The sequence below is a fragment of the Vibrio sp. 9-16B-A1 genome (assembly GCF_056726165.1).
On sequence record NZ_JBSDZD010000001.1, the window covers coordinates 83,844 to 106,089 of the forward strand.

General features: G+C 50.8%; 19 protein-coding genes and 1 pseudogene. 14 read left to right on the forward strand and 6 right to left on the reverse strand.

Translation table 11 applies throughout. The features are described 5' to 3' along the window. Positions 1–207 precede the first annotated feature (207 nt). From ACVB80_RS00430 to ACVB80_RS00450, 5 genes are all read left to right on the forward strand, one after another. Positions 208–1,140 carry an exopolyphosphatase gene (locus tag ACVB80_RS00430; RefSeq protein WP_481079281.1) on the forward strand — a complete coding sequence of 311 codons (933 nt, stop codon included), beginning with the start codon at positions 208–210 and terminating at the stop codon, positions 1,138–1,140. A gap of 100 nt (positions 1,141–1,240) precedes the next feature. After that, a complete protein-coding gene (locus tag ACVB80_RS00435; RefSeq protein ID WP_481079282.1) occupies positions 1,241–1,759 on the forward strand; it encodes an NUDIX hydrolase in 519 nt (172 codons plus the stop codon). A 109-nt stretch (positions 1,760–1,868) separates the two neighbouring features. After that, the gene (locus ACVB80_RS00440; protein ID WP_481079283.1) at positions 1,869–2,687 is read left to right on the forward strand and encodes an AraC family transcriptional regulator; all 819 of its coding nucleotides are present in this window, start codon (positions 1,869–1,871) and stop codon (positions 2,685–2,687) included. Positions 2,688–2,701: 14 nt separating this feature from the next. Next, positions 2,702–3,403 carry an AzlC family ABC transporter permease gene (locus tag ACVB80_RS00445; RefSeq protein WP_481079284.1) on the forward strand — a complete coding sequence of 234 codons (702 nt, stop codon included), beginning with the start codon at positions 2,702–2,704 and terminating at the stop codon, positions 3,401–3,403. Beyond that, complete coding sequence (locus tag ACVB80_RS00450; RefSeq protein WP_481079285.1) at positions 3,400–3,717, forward strand: AzlD domain-containing protein; 318 nt, start codon at positions 3,400–3,402, stop codon at positions 3,715–3,717. The genes ACVB80_RS00445 and ACVB80_RS00450 overlap by 4 nt, the downstream gene beginning before the upstream one ends. A 33-nt stretch (positions 3,718–3,750) precedes the next feature. Here ACVB80_RS00450 and ACVB80_RS00455 read toward each other — a convergent pair whose 3' ends face one another. From ACVB80_RS00455 to ACVB80_RS00465, 3 genes are all read right to left on the reverse strand, one after another. After that, positions 3,751–6,141: a VolA/Pla-1 family phospholipase gene (locus ACVB80_RS00455; RefSeq protein WP_481079286.1), complete on the reverse strand. Its 2,391-nt coding sequence runs from the start codon at positions 6,139–6,141 to the stop codon at positions 3,751–3,753. Between the two features lie 18 nt (positions 6,142–6,159). Further along, complete coding sequence (locus ACVB80_RS00460) at positions 6,160–7,416, reverse strand: outer membrane protein transport protein (RefSeq protein ID WP_481079287.1); 1,257 nt, start codon at positions 7,414–7,416, stop codon at positions 6,160–6,162. 280 nt (positions 7,417–7,696) lie between these two features. Next, positions 7,697–8,476 carry a M48 family metallopeptidase gene (locus ACVB80_RS00465; RefSeq protein ID WP_481079288.1) on the reverse strand — a complete coding sequence of 260 codons (780 nt, stop codon included), beginning with the start codon at positions 8,474–8,476 and terminating at the stop codon, positions 7,697–7,699. A 149-nt stretch (positions 8,477–8,625) separates the two neighbouring features. Here ACVB80_RS00465 and ACVB80_RS00470 point away from each other — a divergent pair, with 149 nt between their 5' ends. The 6 genes from ACVB80_RS00470 (at position 8,626) to ACVB80_RS00495 (ending at position 13,079) form a co-directional block, all read left to right on the forward strand. Next, the gene (locus tag ACVB80_RS00470; RefSeq protein ID WP_481079289.1) at positions 8,626–9,072 is read left to right on the forward strand and encodes a hotdog fold thioesterase; all 447 of its coding nucleotides are present in this window, start codon (positions 8,626–8,628) and stop codon (positions 9,070–9,072) included. Continuing rightward, positions 9,056–9,292 (forward strand): DUF3389 domain-containing protein, encoded by a 237-nt coding sequence (locus ACVB80_RS00475; RefSeq protein WP_481079290.1) that lies wholly within the window; start codon positions 9,056–9,058, stop codon positions 9,290–9,292. Before ACVB80_RS00470 ends, ACVB80_RS00475 begins: the two co-directional genes overlap by 17 nt. A 77-nt stretch (positions 9,293–9,369) precedes the next feature. Then, positions 9,370–11,073, forward strand: a complete 1,704-nt coding sequence (locus ACVB80_RS00480; protein WP_481079291.1) for an SgrR family transcriptional regulator — start codon at positions 9,370–9,372, stop codon at positions 11,071–11,073. Positions 11,074–11,197: 124 nt separating this feature from the next. Beyond that, positions 11,198–11,512 (forward strand): MFS transporter, encoded by a 315-nt coding sequence (locus ACVB80_RS00485; RefSeq protein WP_481079292.1) that lies wholly within the window; start codon positions 11,198–11,200, stop codon positions 11,510–11,512. Next, positions 11,509–12,732 carry an HlyD family secretion protein gene (locus ACVB80_RS00490; protein ID WP_481079293.1) on the forward strand — a complete coding sequence of 408 codons (1,224 nt, stop codon included), beginning with the start codon at positions 11,509–11,511 and terminating at the stop codon, positions 12,730–12,732. The genes ACVB80_RS00485 and ACVB80_RS00490 overlap by 4 nt, the downstream gene beginning before the upstream one ends. Before the next feature lie 95 nt (positions 12,733–12,827). Continuing rightward, positions 12,828–13,079: a hypothetical protein gene (locus ACVB80_RS00495; protein ID WP_481079294.1), complete on the forward strand. Its 252-nt coding sequence runs from the start codon at positions 12,828–12,830 to the stop codon at positions 13,077–13,079. A 47-nt stretch (positions 13,080–13,126) separates the two neighbouring features. Here ACVB80_RS00495 and ACVB80_RS00500 read toward each other — a convergent pair whose 3' ends face one another. Together ACVB80_RS00500 and ACVB80_RS00505 are read right to left on the reverse strand one after the other, a co-directional pair. Further along, positions 13,127–14,257, reverse strand: a complete 1,131-nt coding sequence (locus tag ACVB80_RS00500; protein WP_481079295.1) for an HlyD family secretion protein — start codon at positions 14,255–14,257, stop codon at positions 13,127–13,129. Further along, entirely contained in the window at positions 14,257–14,655 is a 399-nt protein-coding gene (locus tag ACVB80_RS00505; protein ID WP_481079296.1) for a DUF3302 domain-containing protein, read from the reverse strand. The genes ACVB80_RS00500 and ACVB80_RS00505 overlap by 1 nt, the downstream gene beginning before the upstream one ends. A gap of 152 nt (positions 14,656–14,807) precedes the next feature. Between ACVB80_RS00505 and cutA the strand changes: the two genes are divergently transcribed. Next, complete coding sequence (cutA, locus tag ACVB80_RS00510; RefSeq protein WP_481079297.1) at positions 14,808–15,125, forward strand: divalent-cation tolerance protein CutA; 318 nt, start codon at positions 14,808–14,810, stop codon at positions 15,123–15,125. Between the two features lie 37 nt (positions 15,126–15,162). Here the strand turns inward: cutA and ACVB80_RS00515 are convergent. Next, a pseudogene (locus ACVB80_RS00515) lies at positions 15,163–15,282 on the reverse strand (DUF2238 domain-containing protein); the annotation flags it as partial. A 103-nt stretch (positions 15,283–15,385) separates the two neighbouring features. On the opposite strand from ACVB80_RS00515, the gene ACVB80_RS00520 reads away from it, so the two are divergent. Beyond that, positions 15,386–16,981, forward strand: a complete 1,596-nt coding sequence (locus ACVB80_RS00520) for a recombinase family protein (RefSeq protein WP_481079298.1) — start codon at positions 15,386–15,388, stop codon at positions 16,979–16,981. A gap of 725 nt (positions 16,982–17,706) precedes the next feature. Beyond that, positions 17,707–22,218 (forward strand): hypothetical protein, encoded by a 4,512-nt coding sequence (locus ACVB80_RS00525; RefSeq protein ID WP_481079299.1) that lies wholly within the window; start codon positions 17,707–17,709, stop codon positions 22,216–22,218. Positions 22,219–22,246 lie beyond the last annotated feature (28 nt).

Genomic DNA, 22,246 nt, shown 5'->3' on the forward strand with positions numbered 1-22,246 from the left:
ATATCGGTCATATTTTTTAGACGAGTAACGGACTATTTTCTGTTACCTGACTATAGTTAAGGAACAGAGGCAAGTCGAATGACACCGGCTTCCTCTTTACTGTTGGCGTTACTATAGTCGGTAAGGTTGCTCAGTTAAAGAGGTATTATGTCAAAGTTGTGTCATTTTGGCGGTGAATAAAAGGCTTAACAAGGGTAAAGGTTTCTGATGTCAGAGAACAAATTTCGATTAGTAACACGAAGTGACTTTGATGGGTTGGTTTGTGCGGTCCTGTTCAAGAAAATGGATATGATCGATGAGATCACGTTTGTACATCCCAAAGATATGCAGGATGGCAAAATTGAAATCACCGGCAATGACATTGTGACGAACCTGCCATACGTCAAACAGGCACACCTTATTTTTGATCACCACCTGTCTGAGGTGATCCGTAATGACGGCGAACGTCCGAATCATATCATCGATCCTGATGCGCCATCGGCGGCAAGGGTTGTGTGGGAGCATTACGGTGGCTTTGATACTTTCCCGCTGGAGTGGGGCGATATGATTGAAGCGGTCGATAAAGGGGACTCCGCGCAGTTCAGCCGGGACGAAGTGCTCGACGCTCAGGGCTGGAATCTGCTGAACTTCCTGATGGACGCCCGTACCGGTCTGGGCCGCTTCCGTGAGTTTCGTATTTCTAACTATGCTTTGATGATGGACCTTATCGATTACTGTAAGAATCACACTATTGATGAGATCCTCGCGCTGCCCGATGTTAAAGAGCGTATTGACCTGTACCGGGAGCACTCGATTAAGTTTGCCGAGCAGATCCAGCGCTGCGCTAAGGTATACGATAATCTGGTTTTACTAGACTTAACTGAAGAGGAAATCATTTATGCCGGTAACCGCTTCCTGATCTATGCGCTCTATCCAAACTGCAATATCTCGATTCACAAACTTTGGGGCTTCCAGAAGCAGAACATTGTGTTCGCTACCGGTAAGTCAATTTTCGACCGCGGTTCAAAGACCAATGTGGGTGAACTGATGCTGAAATATCACGGTGGAGGCCACCAGGCGGCGGGCACCTGTCAGGTCGAAACAGAAGATGCCGACCGGGTTGAGAAAGAGTTGATTGCGAGAATTACCGCAGACGGCTAAATCTGACCGTTAAAGCAACATAATATTGAGCCCCAATCCGCTGGATCTGGGGCTTTGCTTTGTTTACACTTGCGCGTTTTCAACTCAGCGAAAGACCAGTATGAGACATCTGCGCATTACCACCCATCCCGATATCGGCCATCTTGATGACAAAACCGTCTTCCAGCGCAAAGCCGCCCGTGCTATTGCCCTTGATGGTGATAACATTCTGATGCTGTATACCGAGCGATACCACGATTACACCATCCCGGGTGGTGGTCTTGACGATGATGAAGATACTATCGCAGGTATGGTTCGTGAACTGGAAGAAGAAACCGGCGCACGTAACATCCGCAACATCCGCCCGTTTGGTATTTATGAAGAGTTTCGCCCATGGCACAAAGACAACGCTGACGTGATGCATCAGATCTCTTACTGCTACGTGTGCGAAGTTGACCGCGAACTGGGTGAAACCAACTACGAAGACTACGAAATCAAAAACGGCATGAAAGCGGTGTGGATGAACATTCACGAAGCGATCGCTCATAACGAAAAGACCATCGCCGAAAGTGACAAGAAAGGCATGAGTATCGAACGTGAGACTTACCTGCTGCATCTTATCGCGAAAGAGCTGATCTGATCCTGCCCCCGCCAGCAGCGCGTATTGCGCAATTTCGTACAAAACAAGTATTGCAACCTCTGGTACTAATTATTAACTTGATGAATAGTTACCAGAGGAATGTCTATAAATGGATAAACAGCGTGAGCTGGCAAAGTACTCGGTGGCTGAGACCTTAGGTGGTCTTGAGCTGCTTGATGCCCGCTACGAAAAACAGAACTTCTCCCGCCACAGCCATGAAGGCTACACCGTCGGCGTGATTGAAACCGGTGCCCAGCGTTTTTTCCGCACCGGCAGTAATCATGTTGCCCCGCAGGACAGCATTATTCTGGTCAACGCTGATGAAGTGCATAATGGCCAGGCGGCAACTGACGGTGGCTGGTCTTATAAGGCCATGTATCCTCTGCCTTCGCAGCTCGACAGTATCTCCCGGGATATGGGACTGAATGGCGCGCCTTACTTTCCCGAGGCTGTCGTACATGATCCGGAGCTCGCCCGCCAGTTGAGGCTGGTATTTGGCCAGCTTGATGTATGCGAAAACCGGCTCACCCGCGAAAGCCTGGTTTATCACTTCCTTTCTCAGCTGATTACCCGGCATGGCAAACGCCGACGGGAACCTGGGCAACTCTCGGGTGCTCGGCGCAGACTGGAACTGGTCAAAGAGTTTCTTGATGATTATCCGCAGGCGGATGTTTCACTCGAAGATCTGGCCAGAATGGCGATGTTGAGTCCGTATCATCTGGTCAGAAGCTTTTCCAAAGCATTTGGTCTTCCTCCTCACGCTTATCAGATTCAGTCCCGGCTGCGGGTTGCAAAAAAACTTCTCAGGCAGGGGTACAACGTGTCGCACGTAGCTCAGGAAACGGGTTTTCACGATCAGAGCCATTTGCACCGTCATTTTAAAAAGGCGCTGGGCGTAACTCCCGGCCAGTTTGCCTCTCTTCAGTAAACGGAACAACTACAATGGACGAAACACTTACCATTAGCCGGGGCCAGCTATTCTGGTCCGGTACGCTTAAAATGCTGCCTCTCAGTATTGCCGTGGTGCCATGGGGTATTCTTGCCGGCTCATTTGCTATAGATTCGGGGCTGACGCCGTTTGAAGGGCAGGCGATGTCGCTCATTCTGTTTGCCGGTGCTGCTCAGTTAGTGGCGATGGGAATGATCAAAGCGGGCGCAACGTTAAGCGCAATGCTTGTCGCAGTATTTTTTATCACTTCACGCCACTTTCTCTACAGCATGACCATGCGCGATAAAATCAGTCCGTTACCTTTGCGTTGGCGGCTTACTTTAGGTTTTCTGTTAACTGATGAATTGTTCGCGTTTTGTGGTCATCAAAAGCCGCAGGATTTTAAACCCTGGTTTGCACTTGGTGCCGGTTTCAGTTTCTATCTGATTTGGAACGCGGCGACGCTGCTCGGTATCGTCGCGGGCTCAGCGATACCACAACTCAATGATTTTGGACTGGAGTTTGCCGTAGTTGCGACATTTATCGGGATCGTCGTTCCTTTGGTGAAAAACCTGGCGGTTGCCGTATCAGTCGTTGTGGCTCTGGTTCTTTCGGTCATTTTTGCCTGGATTCAGCTCGAAGCCGGTTTAGTTTTGGCCAGTGTTCTCGCTATGCTTGCCGGTTACATAAAGGAAAGAGCAGGAGGGATACAATGATATATCTGACTATCTTTGCGCTGACAATGGTGGTTTTCCTCAGCCGGTATCTTTTCCTTGAACCCAGACTGCCTCTTCGCCTCAGCCATCAGACGCAGCGGATCCTGGCGTACTCCACGCCTGCAGTGCTGACATCCATTATTGGGCCGCTAATCTTTTTACCTCATGGAGAACTGGCGCTTAGCCTGAACAGTACATACCTGTGGGCTGCATTGTTTTCTGTGGTGGTAGCGCTGTGGAAAAAAGACCTGTTGCTGACGACGGTTGCTGGTGTGGTGTGTTTTATGGGGCTGAAGATGTTGGGAATTGGATAGAAAGAGAAAGGAGCCCGAAGGCTCCTTTTTTAGTTACTCAAGAACTGAGTTACTGTTATCGACAGTATTCAGATTGTTGTCAGTAAAGAAGTCAACCAGCTGGCGCTGCATCTCGACATGGTGGTTGTAATCCAGCGGCAGTGGCGTACTGGTATCCTGAGGAGAGATAACCGTACTGTGTTTCGCTGTCGAGTTGTAGCGGACAAACAGACGCGTACCATTGCTGCCACTTGACGCAGTGGTCAGGTTTAACTTGGTGGCCAGCGGTGTTGTACCTGCAAACGGTGCGCTCGCTCCGGCAGAGTTTGGAACCGTGTCATCATTCAGGGCCTGGAACACTAGCGTAGGCAGCGACGCATAATCAGTACTGCTGTGAACCATGGTATATGGATCCAATGTATCGATTACGGTTTGTGCGGCGTAGATAAAGCTGGTGAAGCCAGCTGTCAGTTTAGCAAGATCAGCGGCTCCGGCGTTGGCTTCAAAGGTGTTGTAGCAGTCCTTATCAGAAAGGCTTGCACAGGTTGCAGCAGCAAAAGCGGCATAATCAGTGCTGGCGGCCTTAGCAAGGCTGTGTTTAATAACCGGACCGTACTCATTTGATGCAAGCAGAAGGTTACCTATCTGGCTTCCCGCATTTGGAAAAGCGCCGGACGAGAACTTAAACAGCGCGTCCCCGTTCACATCGCCAATGGTTGCATTCGCAGTACCAATCGCAGTGACACCGGTAATACCGCCAAGCGAGTGGCCCATCAGACGTGGTGGGTTAGTCGCCGTGTTATCGAGGATTGCAAGAGGTGTTCCCCCAAAGCCAGCGCCGGACTGGCGGGCAGTGATGGAGGCTCTGAGACCAAGCGTATCCAGAACACTTTGGCGAATATTATCCCGGGCGACAGGCAGGTAAGACAGGTTCAGATAGTAAAGAATATTTGCATTTGCTGAAAGCGCATCGCTGATCGAACGCTCGCCGTGAAGCGGGTGGTCTATTGCGATCACCGCTATGTTGGCACTGGCGAGGTTAGCAGCAAACGCGTAAGCGTTTTCCTTGGCCGAAGTAATGCCGTGAGAGTAAATTACAAGCGGCACTGCTCCTGAAGGATTTGTTGGTGTAAACAGCAGGAACGGTACGTCATTAAGTGACTTGATCTTTGGTACAGGCGAGTACTGGGTGATTACGCGTTCCGGATCAAGCTGACTGCCATCGGTTTTGGTCAGTGTTTCACCGATCAGCTTTTGTTGCTGTACAGGATCAGTCAGGTCAGTAATTTGCAACGCTGCCAGTTGAGCCTGAAGGTGTGCCGTTTGAGCGCTGTCTTTCATTGTATTTGAAAGGATAGCGAGACTTGGCATCGCAGCTTCAAAAGGTGTGGTGCTGAATGTCAGTGGTGCAGATTCCAGGAAGTATGGGAGTTTCACACTGCCTTTAGTTACCGTGACACTGTTCGCCGTATATCCATTGAGGATCGCAGCACGTTTAGCTGCAGCGTCTGCAGTACCAGTAGTCAGGTATTTTTCGAAGTTGGTATCAGCGTTAAGCGCCGTAGCAAAATCAGAACTGGTTCCAAAGGTCAGGGAGTAAGCCTGGCTCAGGTCAGCATTGCTGACATTTGCCGCTTTTTTCCAGACTTTACCAATATCCTGCTGGCCCAGGCCACTGGCGATGGCCGCTTTTGTAGCATATAAGGAATCACCGACAGACTGTGTAGTAAACCAGGCAGAGTAAACGATTTTCTGTGGGTTTATACTGCCGCCCCCGGCGATATATTTTTCAACACCCTGAACAACATCTTCTGCAGAACCCAGGTCGCCGCCATCATAGCTGATATTGGTCGATTTAAGAGCCGCATAACTGGAGGATGTGCCTACAGGGTTGTTGTCTTTGTCCCGGATATCATCGGTCAGGGCAAATATGTAGTTAGATTTTTCATCAAGTGGAGCCCGGAATACGATGTTGATGGAATCACTGGTGGTCACAACATCAAAATCGGTCTGGTTAACCAGCGCAGCGCTGATTGAAGGCGCAGTTTCATCGGTCAGTTTGCCTGACAGTTTAAAAACATAAATACCCTGAGTAAGAACGGTATTAGCTGTAAAACCGGCGCCTTTAAAACGCAAATTGACAGGCATTGTCAGTGCCCATCCATCGGCAGTGTTCATGGCGGCTTTTGGATTCGAAAGCGAGTTATCCGTTCCGGTTGGCAGCTTCAGCGTACCATCCAGAGTATTCATTAACAGAGCACTCGGTGGCGGTACCCACGCGTTACCCCCCTGCAGGGTGAAATCGATGGTGGTTGCACGGGCCTGCATGTCGATGAGGTATTGTTCAAACTTTACCTTTGATTCGCCCTCGGAAGAGCTGCCATTCCCGCAGCCAGCAAGGATCAGTGCTGATGCAAGAAGCGTTAGAGATTGTTTCTTCAACATAATGTTATCCCTGATGACTTAGTTAAATGTGTAATTAACCTGGAAGGCAGTAATGTAGGCATTGCCTTCACTTCTGAACTCAAACTCCTGCTGGCCGGCATTGGTTTCGGTAAAGGTACCGGCTTTACTGGCAACCAGCGCGAAACCAGCGTCAAAGCTCAGGCTTTCGCTGTAAAGCCAGGTAGCACCAACTGTGTACCAGTAGCGGTCAGAGTCAGGGATACTCAGGGTTGCTTTACCTGCCTGTTCATCAAAGGCAAAACCACCGCGAAGTGTCCAGCTGTCATTAAGGTAGTAGGTTGCACCAACAGAATAACGGTTGTTGTCATTGTAGTGCTCTTCTTTGAGGAAGCAGACGCCGCCTTTGAGGTCACATTCACTGCTGGTTGCTTTCAGCTCGGTGAACTTGCTCCACATGGTGCGCTGCCAGCTGTAGTGTACCGCCCAGGTATCATTAAGCTGATGGAAACCAGACAGTTCGAAGATATCAGGCAGCTCAATATCCAGATTACCTTTGGTCTCACTGCCTGCACCAGAAGACATAATGGCACCGGTATGATCGGTAAAGTCACCTTCAAACTTGAGCATGACAGGGGAGCGGTAACCAAAGCCAAAGCGGTGGTTTTCGTTTACTTCATAAAGGGCACCGAAGTTCCAGCCAAGGCTAAATGTTGTGCCTTTCATGGAGATTAGCTTGTCTGCTGGCGAGCCACCAAAGAATGGGTGCAATGCGCCTTTATGTCTGTCGAGTTCCGCAATGGCATACACCAGGTTGATACCGGCACCTACGCTGAAGCTCTCGTTAATCCGGTAAGCAAATGCCGGGTTAAAGTTGACTGAGGCAAGGGAGGTATTACCGGCCATATCACCTGCGTCGATGTCGTCCGGATAGTCGGTTCCCACACCGTAAGTGGTAAACAGGCCGATCCCGTATGCCCATTTGTCATCGACAGGGCTGACAAAGTAAGCAGCAGGAACGAATTGCATCGGCGCGATGTCGTTTGATTTTTGTGGGTTGCTGGTGTCGGTAATATCCGTCACATCCACTTCCGGATCCACAATCGAAAGTGCACCGGAAAACTGTGCTTTATCGAACAGTGTCATGGCTGCAGGGTTGCGTGCCAGAACACTGGCGTTATCGGCGACGGCAGCTTCGCCGGAGAAGGCGCGTCCGAGGCCTGAGGCAGAGTGCTCTGCAACCTGGAAGCCTGCAGCGTTTACGTTGCACGCTAACATAACCGAGGCTGTTAGCAGAGAGCTGTGCTTTAGTTTCATCCTTGACCCCCTGGGGTTTGGTTTTTATGGTTTTGAGTTGCCTGAGTGAGCATCAGGTTACGCCATAGCATAGGTGAATGTAAGTTATTTGTTAAACGCATGTTTAATTTTATTTTCAATAATGAGATCTCTCAGCAGTTACAGAAACGCTGAAAATAATTCGGAGTGAATGGTAAACCCCTTTGTTATCATGACGCTATATGAAAATAAGAATCAGGGCCGAGGTTAGACCAGTGAGCGTGTCGGCTCACTGGTTTTAAAAGAGTGGAAGGTGTTCCGGTTAACGGCAGGAAGGGGCTTTGTTTGTATATGCCGGAAGAGTGGCAATTCTGGCAGTCAGATCGTTGATCCGCGTGCTGTGAGAAGGGTGCGTCGAGAAAAATTCAGGAGGCTGGTTGCCACCGGATGCCTTTGCCATGTTCTTCCACAGCTCAACACTCTGCTTTGGGTCAAAACCTGCTTTCGCCATTAAGTCCAGGCCCATAATATCGGCTTCCGATTCGTGGGTGCGGCCGTACGGCAGCAGGACCCCGTACTGAACGCCCATCCCAAGGGCTGCCATGGTCATGTCATAGTTTTTGGTATCTTTTAGCGCAATACTGCCAAGCTGAAGTCCGGCAGAGGCAAGTTGGTTGCTGGAAAGACGCTCGTTACTGTGGTCAGCAAGCACATGTGCGATCTCATGGCCAATTACCGTCGCAAGTTGATCCTGGTTCTCAGCAACTTTCAAAAGGCCGGTATACACACCAATCTTTCCGCCCGGCAGGGCAAAAGCATTGATCTGATCGCTGTCGAATACCACAACTTCCCACTGTTTGAACTCTTTTTGCGGTGGCACGTATTGGGTGATGCTGTCGGTAACACAGCGGACATAGCTGTTGATCGCTGGATCTGTTGAAATTTTTTGCTCTTTCTTCATCTGTTCAAAAGATTGCGACCCTAATCTGGACATGTCCTGATCAGAGAACATAATCAGTTGCTTCCTGCCGGTGGGAGAGGTGGCGCACGCGGCGAGAGTCACTGCCGTCAGGGTAAACAGGGCAGCTTTTTTCAGGTTCATTGATAATCTCCTCTCAATGTCCCGGCTTCCGGGCTGGGGTTTAAACGGGGATCGTGTAAAATAACGGTCTGTTTTAGCTCGCATTCTTCATGGCTTTGCCTCAACAAAAGCATAAGGAATGCGGGCCTTTGTTATTATAAGGAATGTGAATGAGTATTTGGAAGAGAGAGATCGATCTCGCGCAGCTCAATCAAACCTCCGAAAACACCCTGATGGAACACCTCGATATTGTGTATACCGCGTTTGACGATAACTCGCTATCGGCAACCATGCCGGTGTGTTCTAAAACCCATCAGCCGCTGGGCATGCTTCATGGCGGCGCATCTGTTGTGCTTGCTGAATCGCTCGGTTCACTGGCAGCAAACTATGCGGTAGACCATTCGGCATACTGTGTTGGGCTGGATATCAATGCCAACCATATCCGGGCGATGCGCAGCGGCATGGTTACCGGCACAGCCAGGCCAATGCACCTTGGAATATCAACTCAGGTGTGGCAAATCGACATTACCGACGAGCAGGAGCGCCTTGTATGCACCAGCCGGTTAACGGTTGCAGTTAAACGCAGAAGGGGGAATCAGTTTGGTCGTAAAGTTTAGCGCAGGAAAGGTGATCATTACCGCTTTTGAGGTGGTGGTTCGCCTGGAAGGAGAGCATCACGTCACCCTCCAGGCACAAAACGATGCCCTGACACTGATAGGCAGGGGCGCTAATGTACTCGCCGCCCACGATAATGAAGTAAAGTGGTCAGTGAAACTGGATAACGAAGAACAGCTTAAGCAGATTTCTGACGAAGCGGGAATTGCCGTTACCGGTTAATCCCGGCTTCTTTCCTGTCAAAACTGCTGATAAAATGGGAAATTAATAAAAGGAATTTACCTGGAGCATTTCCCCTTATGAGCAGCCCACGCCTTCGGATTCAGTTTGAAACCCTGTTTGAACACTACGGTGGAGAAGACAGTGATGTGCAGCTTGAAGATATTACGGAAGTGCTGTTCTGTACCCGGCGTAATGCCCGGATTGTACTGAACAAACTGGCGGAAGAGGGCTGGATTGAGTGGCATCCGGCCGCCGGCCGCGGCAAACTCTCCAGACTGAACTTTCTTCGTAACAAGCAGGATGTCAGCGAGAACCTGGCCAAACGCTACCTTGAAGAAGGTAAAATTGGTCAGGCGCTGAACGTGCTTGAGCGGGATCCGGGGCGCCTGACTCAGGTGATCCAGGACTATCTGGGCCTACAGCATCAGCAGGGCCAGCAGGTCATTCGTCTTCCTTATTATCGTCCGCTTGCCAACCTCAACCCGCACAAGCCAACCCGTCGTTCTGAAAAGCACATTATCCGCCAGGTGTTCAATGGCCTGACCAAGCTGGATGAAAACGACCATATTCAGGGTGATTTGGCTTATGAGTGGGAAATGCTTGATCCCTGTCACTGGCGCTTTTACTTAAGGGCCGGGGTACGCTGTCATAACGGGAATCTGCTTCAGCCAGAACAGATTATTGCCAGTTTACGCCGTTCGGCAGAGAGCCCGCTTCTGGCGCACATGACAGAGTTTAATCTTCCTTACACCGGCGTTCTTGATATTCACCTGACCCAGCCTGACTACCATTTGCCGCTGCTGCTGTCAGAAACCAACGCCAGAATTGTCCCTAATCCGGATGTGTCCGGAGACAGTGCAGACCTGACGCCAGTCGGTACCGGCCCGTTTAAAGTCGTCAGCAATGATGACAAGCGTCTGGTGCTGGAAGCGTTTGATCAGTACTTTGGCTACCGGCCGCTGCTGGATAAGGTGGAAGTCTGGGTAGTCGATGAAGCCTTTTCCACACTGGTTTATCCGAGCCTGCAGCCACCGGTGCATCATACCGCTCATGCGCCTGTGGAAGATCACCAGGATGATCTGGTTGAGCTGGACCCGGGCTGTACTTATATGCTGCTTAATCAGAGAAATGGTCTGGCGGCCGATCCGCGCTGGGCAGATTATTTTGCCTCTACGCTGAGCAGCTTTGCGATTTTTGAGCGCCTCCCCAAAGAGCAGATTGGCGAGCTGGGCCTGCTTCATGCTCATGGTCTTAAGCCGGGATGGTTCCATACCACGCCAACGCCACGCAGATTGTTGCCTCCGGGTAAAGAGACCATTCATATCGCTTATCATTGTTACCACCCTGGATTCAAACTTCAGTCAAAAGCGGTAGAAGCGCTCTTAAATGAAGACGGCCTGGAAGTGAAGTATATCCGTTATGATGTGGATCTGCCCGAAGATGAACAGGTAGACATCTGGCTGAAGCCGATGGGGCTCAGCTCCAACCGCGAAGACGGACTGGCAGGCTGGGTGCTTGGCTATGGGGATATCGAGCGCATGAGTAAGCCTGAGCAGTTTGAGAAATGGCGCAGCATGGTCGATGGCTGGCGGGCAGAGCCGAACCAGCCATTCCCCGGCAAACAGCTGGGCAGAAGCCTGGTGGAGGCCAAACAGGTGATCCCCATGTTTCACTGCTGGTTGGGTCTGAGTAAGGACCACTGTGGTTCACTGCAAAATGCCAAAGCCAACGCCCTTGGCTGGTTCGATTTTCACCGGGTCTGGGTGAGACCTGAGCGTTAAGCTTCCATCACTAATCGACAGGTCTAATCATTTATCATTGATTAATGAATTGATCTGTCGGAAATCTCCGTAATTTGTGACGCCGGACTCATTATTGGCTCATCTTGTTAAAAAGGTGAGCGTAATGAGTATGTTAAGTGTTCCTTTCGTAGGTACCGGAGCTGATACCGCATTGCATGTGGTCGCCGGTGTTATTCTTCTTGCCTCTGTCGGTGCTGCAGCATTTGGCTTCTGGAAAATCCATGAAATGCCGATCAACAAAGCGCACCGTACCCAGCACCAGCAACTTGGCCTGATCACCGCGCTGACCTGGATAGGTTTTATCTGGCACTGGGTATGGGTTATGGCGGTGATTCTTGCATTTGTGGATGCAGAGAAAGCCATTCTTCGCGTACGCGAGCTGTGGAAAGGCGACATTAACGCGGAGGAGCAGGCATGATTGAAGGATTAGCGGTATGGGGCCTGTTTATCTACCTGCTGCGCATGGTGGGTATGCCGTGGAACAAGTTCACCCAGGGTTTTGCATTTCTTGGTGGCGGTGCCTGGTTGCTGTTTGTTTGGGTGGGTCTGCTTAATTTTACTCCAATGGACATTTCAGGTGGTTCGGTAGTGCAGTCACCACACATTCAGCTGCGTCCGGGTTCTGCAAACGTGAGCGGAAAAGTAAAAGCCATTCATATTTCGCCAAACCAGCAGGTGAGCAAGGGGCAGTTGATTTATGAGCTGGACGATGAGCCTTACCGAATTGCGGCAGACAAAGCCAGAGTTCAGGTGGAATCCGCACGTGTTGCACTGGATGTGGCAAAGCAGGATGTACTGCTGGCTGAGCAAAAACATCTGTCTGCTGGTGAGTCGGTTTCCATCGCAGAAAGTGACCTGAGTGCAGCCCTGTCGGATCTTAAGCTCAAACAGACCACGCTGAAACGCTACCAGGAGCAGAACCGGGTTGTTGCCCATACTGTGACTGAGAGTCAACTGGACGAACAGAAAACAGCCGTGACTCTTGCGAAACAGAAAACTGTTACGCTGGAAAATCAAATCGAAAAGCTGAGAGTGGATCAGGACAGTGCACGTCTTGGCATCGAAAAAGCAAAGCTGATGGTGGAAACCCGCCGCAGTGCGCTGAATGCTGCAGGACAGGATCTTGAAAAAGCGAACTGGGACCTGTCTCAGACCAAAGTGTACGCACCGGCAGACGGCTATGTGACGAACTTTATGCTGAGGGAAGGTCAGCTGGTGGGGCGCCTGCCTCGTATCCAGATGTACACTGAAGAAAAATACGTCCTGATGCGGGTAAATCACCAGGCGATCCGAAACGTTCAGGTGGGCAATATGGCTGAGTTCGCATCACCTGTCTATCCGGGCAAGGTATTTGCGGCTGAGGTAGAGGGCATTATCGAAGCAACTGGTGAAGCGCAGGGTAATTTGCTGGGCTTCGAGCAGTCTGTTCGCGGAACTACAGGGCAGAACCTGGCAAACAAGCACCACTTTGTACGCCTGAAACTTCACGAGCCGGAAGGCTACGATATTCCGGTAGGTTCAGTTGGCCTTGGTTGGGTAAGCGGAGAGAAGCCGGTTGGATTCCTGGCATTCCTGGATGTTATCCGTGGGATCATCATCCGGATGAAGTCGCAAATCTACTTCTTCTACTCGCTGTAAAAGTTATACTGGAAAGAGGCCGCCACTGTGCGGCTTCTTTTTTACATCTGCAAAAGTTACACTGTCTCTTTCCAAAACTTATCTTCCGGGCGGATATGGCAAAACCAAATAAGAAAGGGCCTCAAAAAACGGTCGACATATTCTGCGCTAAGTGCCGAACGAAGCTTTATCGTTATCGTAAAGGCGGAAAGGGCGCACTGGTGAAATGCTTTGTTGAACGTATCAGTGAGGATTACACCAGCAAAGCCTGCACCTGTCCTGGCTGCGGCCAGGTGTTTGCACGGGAAACCCTTATCCGGGGCGTCCCTGCGTACAAGATAGTGGGTGGAAAAGTGACGATGAAATAGTGTTTCCCGATAAAAAACATCCCGCCAATTGGCGGGATGCTGTCGTTTTAGTGGTCAAGGTAGAGATAGTTTTGCCAGCTCTTCATTCGTATCAGCACTTTCCGCATGATCGAAACATGAGTAAAGCTGTCTGAGTAGACAGCAATCTCGGCATTGCTGCCCATCGGCAGATGATATTCAGACAGATCATCAGTTATGCGCAGTTTGACCATGGCGCGACCGTTACTGCGCAGCGCACTGGTGGTCAAAAGGGTACCGGATGCCTGGATCTGACCTTCACCAATAGCCGGGATCACTTCAACAATTTCCCCTTTAAATACTTTCCCTGGCAGGGCCCGGAAAAGGAACTCAGCTTCAAAGCCGGCTTTGAGACGCTGAAGAGAGTTCTGACGGAATGCGCCAACAAAGTATTTCTCTTCGGTATGCACAAAGGTCATTACCGGGCGAAGGGGCATAGGCACTGCCATCATTCCCGGACGCAATGCCATTTGGGTCACGTAGCCATCGGTCGGGGCGCGTACAGTAGTTTCATCCAGATTGAATTGTGCCTGGTCGAGCTCGGCTTTCATGCGTGCAACCGTAGTGTTTTCACCATTGATCTCAGAGGTAAACGCGAGTTCGGCCTGACGTGCTTTGGCAATAGCAGCTTCCAGTGCGGCCTGTGCGGCTTTAAACGCCTGGCGGCGTGTATCAACTTGTTGCTCGGTAAATGCGCCTTTCTTAAAGCCTCTTTCGTAACGTTTAAACTCCCGTTCGGCTTTATCCCGGTCTGCTACTGCTTTGATTTCACCGGCCTGGGCTTCTTTAAACACCGATTCGAGCTGAAGTACAGCCTGCTCGGCTTCAGCCAGGGCTGCCTTGCGGCGCACCAGATCGGCTTCAAATGGTGTCGGGTCGATTTTAAACAGCACATCGCCTTTTTTCATCGGGGTGTTCGGTACGGCTGTGACTTCGATAACTTTACCCCGGACACTCGGTACAATAGGGGTCGTAGTGTAGTACTGGCCACCAAACTGAGTGAACGGGTGGTTATAGTTCATCAAAAGGATCAGGGTGCCAATCAGTACCACGCCACCCAGTACAGCAGTAGGAACCGTCCATTTGTTCAGCGGGATTTTGAAGATTTTAAATATCGCAATACACAGGGCGGCGTAGGTGAGGATAAGTAATAAGTCCATTATTGTTCTCCCTCATCAGTGGCGGCTGGTTTCTGTACTTCAGGCTTAATGGAAACAGTGGCGTTTGCCTGCTTGAGCTGGCTGACCTGTAACTCCAGACTGCGCACCTGATCAATCAGCGCATCAACCCGGTGGTGGATGTCATGCTGCTCTTCCTCAAGTTTGTGAAAGCCCCAGCCACGTTCTTTGCGCCACAGGGTTGCCCAGATCCACAAAAACGGCCAGATAGCGTGAAGGGTAAATAGGCTGACCCAGCCTGAAACATGAATGGCATCCTGATGAGGGTGGTCGCGTTCTTTTGCGATTTCATAGGGGATGTCATGGATCACGATAATCCCGTAAAAAATCACCAGGGCGACAAATATCAGCAGCCCAAGTGCAAAGTAATCCAAAAACATAACCACTCCTTATTAAACGTCATGCATTTAACAATAGGCCAACTGATTTGTATTTTAAAGCTCATAACAGGTTGGTTTTCTGGCTTTTTTACATTTGCGACAAACGGATCACGCTTTTATACTCACAGCAATCAAAACGACAGGAAATCACTATGACCACCCCATACTGCACCGTTCTCAGTACTTACAATGATGACGCAAACGGAAAGGAAATCATTGCCGCGTTGCTGGAGAAGCAACTGGCTGCCTGTGTTCAGGTGATGCCGGTGGAGAGTCACTATTTGTGGAAAGGCGAGATATGCTGTGACAGCGAAAAGCTGATGATTATTAAAACTACCGCTGCACTATGGAAGGAGGTGGAGCAATGTATCCTGAGCATACACGCTTACGAAGTCCCGCAGATTGTACAGTTGCCCATCGCCGATGGCCTGCAGGCTTATCTGGAGTGGATAAAACAGAGTACTAAATAGTAAAACGCCGGTAATCAATACCGGCGTTTGTTTTAACTCAGGCTAAGCCAATTACGGGTAGCCTTTTGTTCATCCAGGCAAACAGCGTCAGTGAGGTGAGGGCACCCAGGGTGTCACACAACATATCTTGTTGGGCATCCCAGATATCACCTTGGTTATCATGGGATATAAAAATTTACTCTTTTTTATGGATGCTGCGACCATAACCCTTGCTACGATATTCCCACAATAAGCAAATGTTCAATGCCGTGGGAATTCAAATGAAAAACTGCTACCTGTACCGTCGATACTCCACTTCCAAACAGTCAAAGGGAACATCCCTAGAACGTCAGCAAAATCTCGCGGAGCAATGGTGTGCCCAGCACGATGGCAGGTTGATTGACGTCATAACAGATGAGGGCTATTCAGCATTCAAAGGCGACCACATATCGCAGGGTGCTTTTGCCGGTGTCCTAGAAGCCATCCGAACAGGCCAGATTGCCGCTGGCAGTTATTTGTTGGTGGAGAACATTGACCGTCTTAGTCGCCAGGCTATCGGTGACGCACTTACTACTTGGATGAACATATTAGGTGCTGACATCAATATTGTTACCCTAATGGATGGCAAGGTGTTCACTAAGGCGTCGCGGGATGACCTTGGTTCAATGCTGACTTACTTGGTTACGCAGGAAAGAGCATGGAGTGAAAGCCATGCCAAATCTGTCCGTACTTCGAATGCTATCAAAGCAGCAAACAAGCGGTTGCTGAATGGCGAAGTGGCGAGGGTCACCAAACCTGCGTCATGGGTCGTCTTCACTCCAACAGGATACGTGTTCAATGAAAAAGCTGATGCTGTTAAGCGCCTGTTCGAGATTTATCTGTCTGGCTTAGGGCAGGCCAGCACGGCAAAACAGCTCAATGATGAGGGTATTCCAACCCTTAGCGGCAAATCGGCAAAGTGGTCATCAGCAGCGGTTCGAAAAGTCATCCTAAATGAGAATGTGACAGGGATTAAAACTATCGAGGGCCAGCCTGTGGCCGTTTATCCGCCGGTAGTGTCACGGGATGATTGGCTCAAGGCAAAGCAGCAGATGACATCTAAAGGCGTCGGGGCATCTATTACAGTCGGGCAGGTCGCGAACCCGTTAACAGGGCTTTGTTATTGCGGAGTGTGTGGCGAAACCATGCACTATTCATCTTCCACCAGTACAAAGGGGAAGAAATACCAGTATTTAAACTGTTCATCACACCGCCGGGCTGACAAGTGCGGGAATCTTATGTTCCGGTTACCTCATTTGTTTTCAGTGGCTAAATCACTCATTGGTTTACTGTGTCAGGTGCCGGTATCGGATGACGACAGCGCTAGACTCACTGCACATTTGGATAGCTTGCAGCGGGAATTGGCTGATACCGAGCGGCGGCTTAATGCGGCGAGCGACCTTGCTGTGAAATACCCATCAGAGGCTGCGTTTGCGGCTCTTGGCCGGATAGAGAGTGAGATTGCGACCTTGCGAGAGGACATTGAACGCGCAGAGCTGGACATGGCAGAGGCGACAACTGCCGGTCGCGGTTGGCTTGACCAGATGGCGACCGTACACCGAATCTCCATTTCTGAATATGAAGACCGGAAACAAGCGGCAAAGATATTCAGCGACCTGTTTAAGCGCTGGGTGTTCAAGGCTGATGGCACAAGCGAATTACATACCAAAGGGCACGGCACTATCTATTTTGACGGTGCAGGCCGAAGTGGCGAGGTTAGGGTTCAGGGTCCAGCGTTGAACGGCCTTTTACCGAGGGTGAAATCTGTGCCGCTAAAAGGCTGTACAGAGGATGGTCAGGAAGTACCGATGATGGTGTTAGATGCGATGGATGTGTGACGCTTAGTTTTTGAAGATAGGTTATTTGGCTCAAAACTTGGGGCAATGCCTGATTATTGGAGTCGGATAACAAAAAAGCGTCTTATTGCCTCAGAATGCGGAACACACTAACTACTTGATACAGTAGTAAATGTTCCGTTTGATCCGAATGGGACAGCAATTTCAAAAATTTTCACCTGACAAAAACTTTCTAGAAATCACTCTTTTTTGGCGTTTTCGGTACTTTTTAAAAATCCCTAAGTACGGGACACCTCTACTTGGCTCATTGCCTCAGTGCCGTCACACGGCTAGGTGATCGCTTTTATCGATCGATTGTTGGTTTTTGATCGATAAAAGCCATGACCTGTCGTCTGAAATCAAGGGTTATTAACCCGTATTTTTGATATAATTGTCAGCGACCGGATGGCACCTCCCATCATTGTCCAAGAACGAAGAACAATTTAATCGCCGTAGAGAGCCTTTCTCTCTGCACGTTGTTTTTAGTATTTCTTGGACAGCCTTATGAAAGCCAAAATACCTTACAAACTCCTTTTCAAAGCCCTGCTTTTAGTGGAATCGGGGCAGACAACCCACTTCACTGTAGATGGTTCAACCGATGTTAGGCACATACGGAAACGCTTAGACGGTATCAATAAGTCGCACGATGTAGCTCCGTACACGTCTGTGATTAGCGGTAACAAGTTATATATCATGCCGAGGTCGGCACTTGCGTCGGAGGCTGTGTGATGGACTTCAACATCCTTACTGTGCACCCGGCGGCGAATGAGGCCGCGGGTAAACGGTTCTATCTGAAAGACGGGCGCATCCAATCTGAAGCAGTCGTTACCGTCCAACGTGGTGCGTGGGGACAAACCCGCATCCAGTCATTCGAGGAACTGCGTCAGGTAGTGGAGAACAACGTCATCTGTTCTGGTGTACTGGCACCTGATACACAGGCAGTGTTTGACAAACACGGGTATCTGGAAGTAACGACACAAGGTTCCAATCTCGCTAACAAGAAACTGGCACGTAACAAGTTCGAGGGGAACATCGTTTACCCTGAGACACAGGGTTTCTTCCTGATTGACTATGACGGGGACGACCCGCTCACAGCGGAGGAGATTCACCAGAGGCTGGTGTCCATCTGCTCCAACTTCGAGACGGCCGGTTATGTAGCTAAACCGTCATCATCTGCCGGTGTTATGTACCCCGATGGCACCCCCAAGGGCGCTGATGGATGGCACCTGTATTACGTGGTAGATGACCTGTCCAAAGTCCCGGAGTTCACCGGGGAGTTGAAAAGGGCTGCATGGGGCAGTGGTTTTGGCCGCATTAAAATCTCAAGCAGCGGAACCCAACTCGTGCGCAACGATGTGTTTGACGACATTGCTATCGACGCCGCCCGTTATTCGTTTGAGAACGCTCCTGTTCTGGAGGACGGTATCACCCGCAATCCACCAGAGTCATACGCCGTAGAGGGTACGGTGCTATCAACCGACTTTACCAGCCCGGTTACTCACGGAGAGTATGCAGAGCTGATTGCCGCGGCGAAGTACGCTGTCGGTGAGCAGGCGGAAAAGACAAAAGCTCAGTGGAAACGAAGCAAAATCGCAGAGCACATGGCTCGTGGTGACGACCGAGAAACAGCTGAACAACGAGTGGCGCGTTTCGTCAGTACAGTAGACCAAGGGATTGTGCATGACGACCATCTGGTGACAGTGAAATCCACGCCGCATATCACCTACCAAAAGGCAGGCATTAAACGTGGGGAAACTTACACCCTGCGTGAGCTGCTGGGACTGGCTAATGGCGGGAGAGCAAAAATCACCTGTTATGACAGCATCCACGACGTTGACGACAACCTAGAGGTTTACCCGTCTTCGAACTCGGTGGTGACTTATAAATACACGGGCGGTCGGAAGTGGGCGATTCACTCCCATGAGAAAAAAGAAAGGCGAGACAACCTACTGACGGCACTGGCGGGAAGCCAGCCAGCGGATACTGTCAGCAAGCAGACCGATACCGGTAACGACCAGCAGGTGCCGACCGAAGCAGACGTGCTGGGGATGACAGAACAGGAGGCTCTGCGTTACGCGCTACAAAACCACCGCTCTGTGTACGACGCCCTGATGCACATCATCCCCGAGGTGCTGACTGCGGCTGAGGTTATCAGAATCCAACACGCAGTCTACAACCTGCTACCGGACAAAGCGGCCTATATGCTGATGAAGCACTGGCTGCCGTCAGGGGTGTACGGAGAGTTTAAGGAAAAACCAGCGCACCCAACGAACGCCGGTTTCCAAACAATACGTGACATTGCGTTGGATTTTACCACGCCTGAGTTTCTCGGGAAACCGAACCCGAGCCAGGCACTGACCGATGAAATGCTGCGTTACCCTGAGCTGGGACTAGAAAAACTACCGGGGCGACTGCCAGACCTCCAGAAATATCTGACGAAGCACAAAGCGGGTCTGTCAGAGGATGAGGATAAGGCAATGGCTGTGGTTAACGCTATCTGCCACAGGCTCCGCAGAACAGTTTTCATCGGCGGGTTGTCTGTGGATGCTCTGGCGACGTACCTGCTGGTGCGAATCCCCAATGTGTCGCGGGACTTTATCCGTATGACATTGGCGCATCACGTAGAACGCCAGCGGTTGTCAGTTGAAAGTATGCTGACCATACATTCTGGCCGTCAGGCGCCGGAATGGATTGTTCGCGAAATGACGAGTTTCCAGCAGGCGCAGTTCGACCCGGACAACCTGATGCAGAAAGAGGTTAAGTTTATCCGTGCCCCTATGGGATCAGGTAAAACTCAGGCGATGATCGAGCAAGCACAGCACCTGATGTCTCTAGGCTGCCGGGTGGTAATAATCACACACCGTGAGCGCCTGTCGCGTAATAACGCCATACACTTCTCGCTAGGGCGGGAGCCTCAGAGTTGGGATGAGTATGAGCGGCTGGTTGAGAACGGCGAGCAGGTAGTCGTGTCCTATAAAGAGGACTGGGTGAAGTCGGCGATGGCAGAGGAGCACTGCCGTGACCAGATTCAAGGACTTGCGGTTTGCATTAACTCGGCGTTCAGCACCCACTTCATCGACTTCACGATGAACGCCGATGTGGTAATCATCGACGAAGCATCGCAGGTGTTGGATGCGTTTACCAATGAGACCACCATGGGAACCAGTGCGCGGATGATTATGAACCAGTTAATGTCCCTGCTGTACAAGGCTCCGAAAGTCGCGCTGCTTGACGCTGGTTTGTCTGCGCGTGACATCCGACAACTGGTAAACCTAGAGGCCAGCGACCAAAACCCGATTGCCGTTCTGGAGAAAAAAGACGTAACCGTATTCGAAATGCTACCGGGCAAACCGAACCCTAAGCTGAATGTTATCGGCACCGACACCAGGATGCTCCAGATGGTATCTGACCAAGTGCAGATGGTGGTGGACGGTGACCCTAATGGCCGCTTTATGATGGCGTGTGACAGTGTGGCTAACGTATGGAACCTACGAAAAGCATTTATCGACCGTGGAGTAGCGGCGGACAGAGTGTTGACTATCACCAGCCGCAGACCGAAGAACATCAGCGTGGCGCACGAGCTGGGTGACACTTGCACTGTCAGGGAGTGGGAGAAAGCCATGGAGGACTTCACCGCACAGCCTAACGTCCACGACAGTAAATATGACATTGTGATTTTCTCGCCAGCCATCGATAGCGGCATATCGCTCACCAACGGGCACTTTAAGGCGATGTTCGGCTGGTTCACCGGTGTTATTCCAGCACCCAGCACGTTGCAGATGCTGCGCAGGCTACGAACCGTACCGGAGTCTCACGTCTTTGTGACGGCCGGCGCGGAGCAGTTACCGCTAAACGTGAACCAAAAAATAGCCGAGGATGCGTGCCCGATTTACAAAGCGATCATGGCAGGCCGCATCGACCGACTGAACAAACTTACCGCATTACAGGCATCAACTATGACTACAGCAGCAGAACAAATGGGTTTCGACGTTAACGCAGTACAGGAACCGCACGAGGTGTTATCGCAGATTGTCGGGGACACTGACCACAATGGTGAGGACAGCGAGGTATCACTGGTGCTAAGGCCACGCTCCGAGATTACGGCCGAGTACCGTGAGGCAGTGGCAGCGGCGCGGGACATTGAATATCTGGTGGCTCGGAACGTGATGAACCAAGAAAACAGTGACCACGACGCTATCATGGCGGCGACCAAGGCATTCGTCCGGGACTACAACGGTTTGGGTATCGAGCAGCCGGTGACGCCGGAACACGTAGCGAAGTTCCACGACCCTAAGCATCGCAAGGCTATATACCACGTCGAGCTTCTTAGTGGTTTCCGTAAGGCGGAAGACCCAAGCGCGGACGATACCCGCCCGCCAGAGCTGAAACGCCGTGAGCTGGAGCGGGGTATCGAACTACAGATTCTGGACGCGATGATCAACGACGGGCTGGAGACGGAAGCCAGACGCCTGAAGAAAGTGTCCAAGAAGACCAAGAAGAAAGACCGCTATTTCCTACACCACTCACTGCCGTGGGTACAGGAGCTGGTAAGCCACATGTGGGACAACAGAGACGAGCTGGTGGCGTTGGGTATTGCACCTGCCGAGTGGGGCAAGAAAAATGCTAAAGAACCATCAGGGACGGGCATCACCCGGGTAGTCGCCGATGTAATGAAGTCTCTAGGGCACGCTATGAGCCGCAGCAATATGGACGCCGACGAGTTCAGCGAATGGCTTGATGCTGACTATTCTGATGATTTCGACGGAATCGAGCCAGAAAAAAATGCACTTTTCGCGATATGTATTAATAAAAATAGCGAAAAGTGCATTAAAACCGCCTCGCCACTGCCACCAACAACCGAGCGAGTGATGGTAAATAAGCTCAAAACCATCGACAACCAGCGGGCACTCCTGACCATCGCCGCTGCCCGCCAGAAGCTGCGAGCCAAAGATGGTCGCGACAAGGAGAACAAAAACGGCATCGACCTAGCCGCCACCAAGGTTGAGCTGCGCTTCTACTCAACACCTGATGAACTGGAAGCCATCCGTGAGGAGCAGAAGCAGTTACACAAAAAGGCGAAGTTCACGCAGAACCACAAGCGCTTAGTCGAGTGTCACAAGCCGCCAAGCGACGAGAGTCAGGCCAGCCGTCAAAAGCGGGTAGGCCAAGGCTCTGAGAATGTCGGGATGAACGATGTCGAAGCGCACAAGGTGACCGGAGAAATGCTAATCGCTGGTTAACAATCTCCAAAGGGCTACCGTTTTTGGT

Coding starts and splice junctions, on each gene's coding strand:
- ACVB80_RS00430 (WP_481079281.1), top strand. CDS start 208: ATGTCAGAGAACAAATTTCGATTAGTAACACGAAGTGACTTTGATGGG.
- ACVB80_RS00435 (WP_481079282.1), top strand. CDS start 1,241: ATGAGACATCTGCGCATTACCACCCATCCCGATATCGGCCATCTTGAT.
- ACVB80_RS00440 (WP_481079283.1), top strand. CDS start 1,869: ATGGATAAACAGCGTGAGCTGGCAAAGTACTCGGTGGCTGAGACCTTA.
- ACVB80_RS00445 (WP_481079284.1), top strand. CDS start 2,702: ATGGACGAAACACTTACCATTAGCCGGGGCCAGCTATTCTGGTCCGGT.
- ACVB80_RS00450 (WP_481079285.1), top strand. CDS start 3,400: ATGATATATCTGACTATCTTTGCGCTGACAATGGTGGTTTTCCTCAGC.
- ACVB80_RS00455 (WP_481079286.1), bottom strand. CDS start 6,141: ATGTTGAAGAAACAATCTCTAACGCTTCTTGCATCAGCACTGATCCTT.
- ACVB80_RS00460 (WP_481079287.1), bottom strand. CDS start 7,416: ATGAAACTAAAGCACAGCTCTCTGCTAACAGCCTCGGTTATGTTAGCG.
- ACVB80_RS00465 (WP_481079288.1), bottom strand. CDS start 8,476: ATGAACCTGAAAAAAGCTGCCCTGTTTACCCTGACGGCAGTGACTCTC.
- ACVB80_RS00470 (WP_481079289.1), top strand. CDS start 8,626: ATGAGTATTTGGAAGAGAGAGATCGATCTCGCGCAGCTCAATCAAACC.
- ACVB80_RS00480 (WP_481079291.1), top strand. CDS start 9,370: ATGAGCAGCCCACGCCTTCGGATTCAGTTTGAAACCCTGTTTGAACAC.
- ACVB80_RS00485 (WP_481079292.1), top strand. CDS start 11,198: ATGAGTATGTTAAGTGTTCCTTTCGTAGGTACCGGAGCTGATACCGCA.
- ACVB80_RS00490 (WP_481079293.1), top strand. CDS start 11,509: ATGATTGAAGGATTAGCGGTATGGGGCCTGTTTATCTACCTGCTGCGC.
- ACVB80_RS00495 (WP_481079294.1), top strand. CDS start 12,828: ATGGCAAAACCAAATAAGAAAGGGCCTCAAAAAACGGTCGACATATTC.
- ACVB80_RS00500 (WP_481079295.1), bottom strand. CDS start 14,257: ATGGACTTATTACTTATCCTCACCTACGCCGCCCTGTGTATTGCGATA.
- ACVB80_RS00505 (WP_481079296.1), bottom strand. CDS start 14,655: ATGTTTTTGGATTACTTTGCACTTGGGCTGCTGATATTTGTCGCCCTG.
- cutA (WP_481079297.1), top strand. CDS start 14,808: ATGACCACCCCATACTGCACCGTTCTCAGTACTTACAATGATGACGCA.
- ACVB80_RS00520 (WP_481079298.1), top strand. CDS start 15,386: ATGAAAAACTGCTACCTGTACCGTCGATACTCCACTTCCAAACAGTCA.
- ACVB80_RS00525 (WP_481079299.1), top strand. CDS start 17,707: ATGGACTTCAACATCCTTACTGTGCACCCGGCGGCGAATGAGGCCGCG.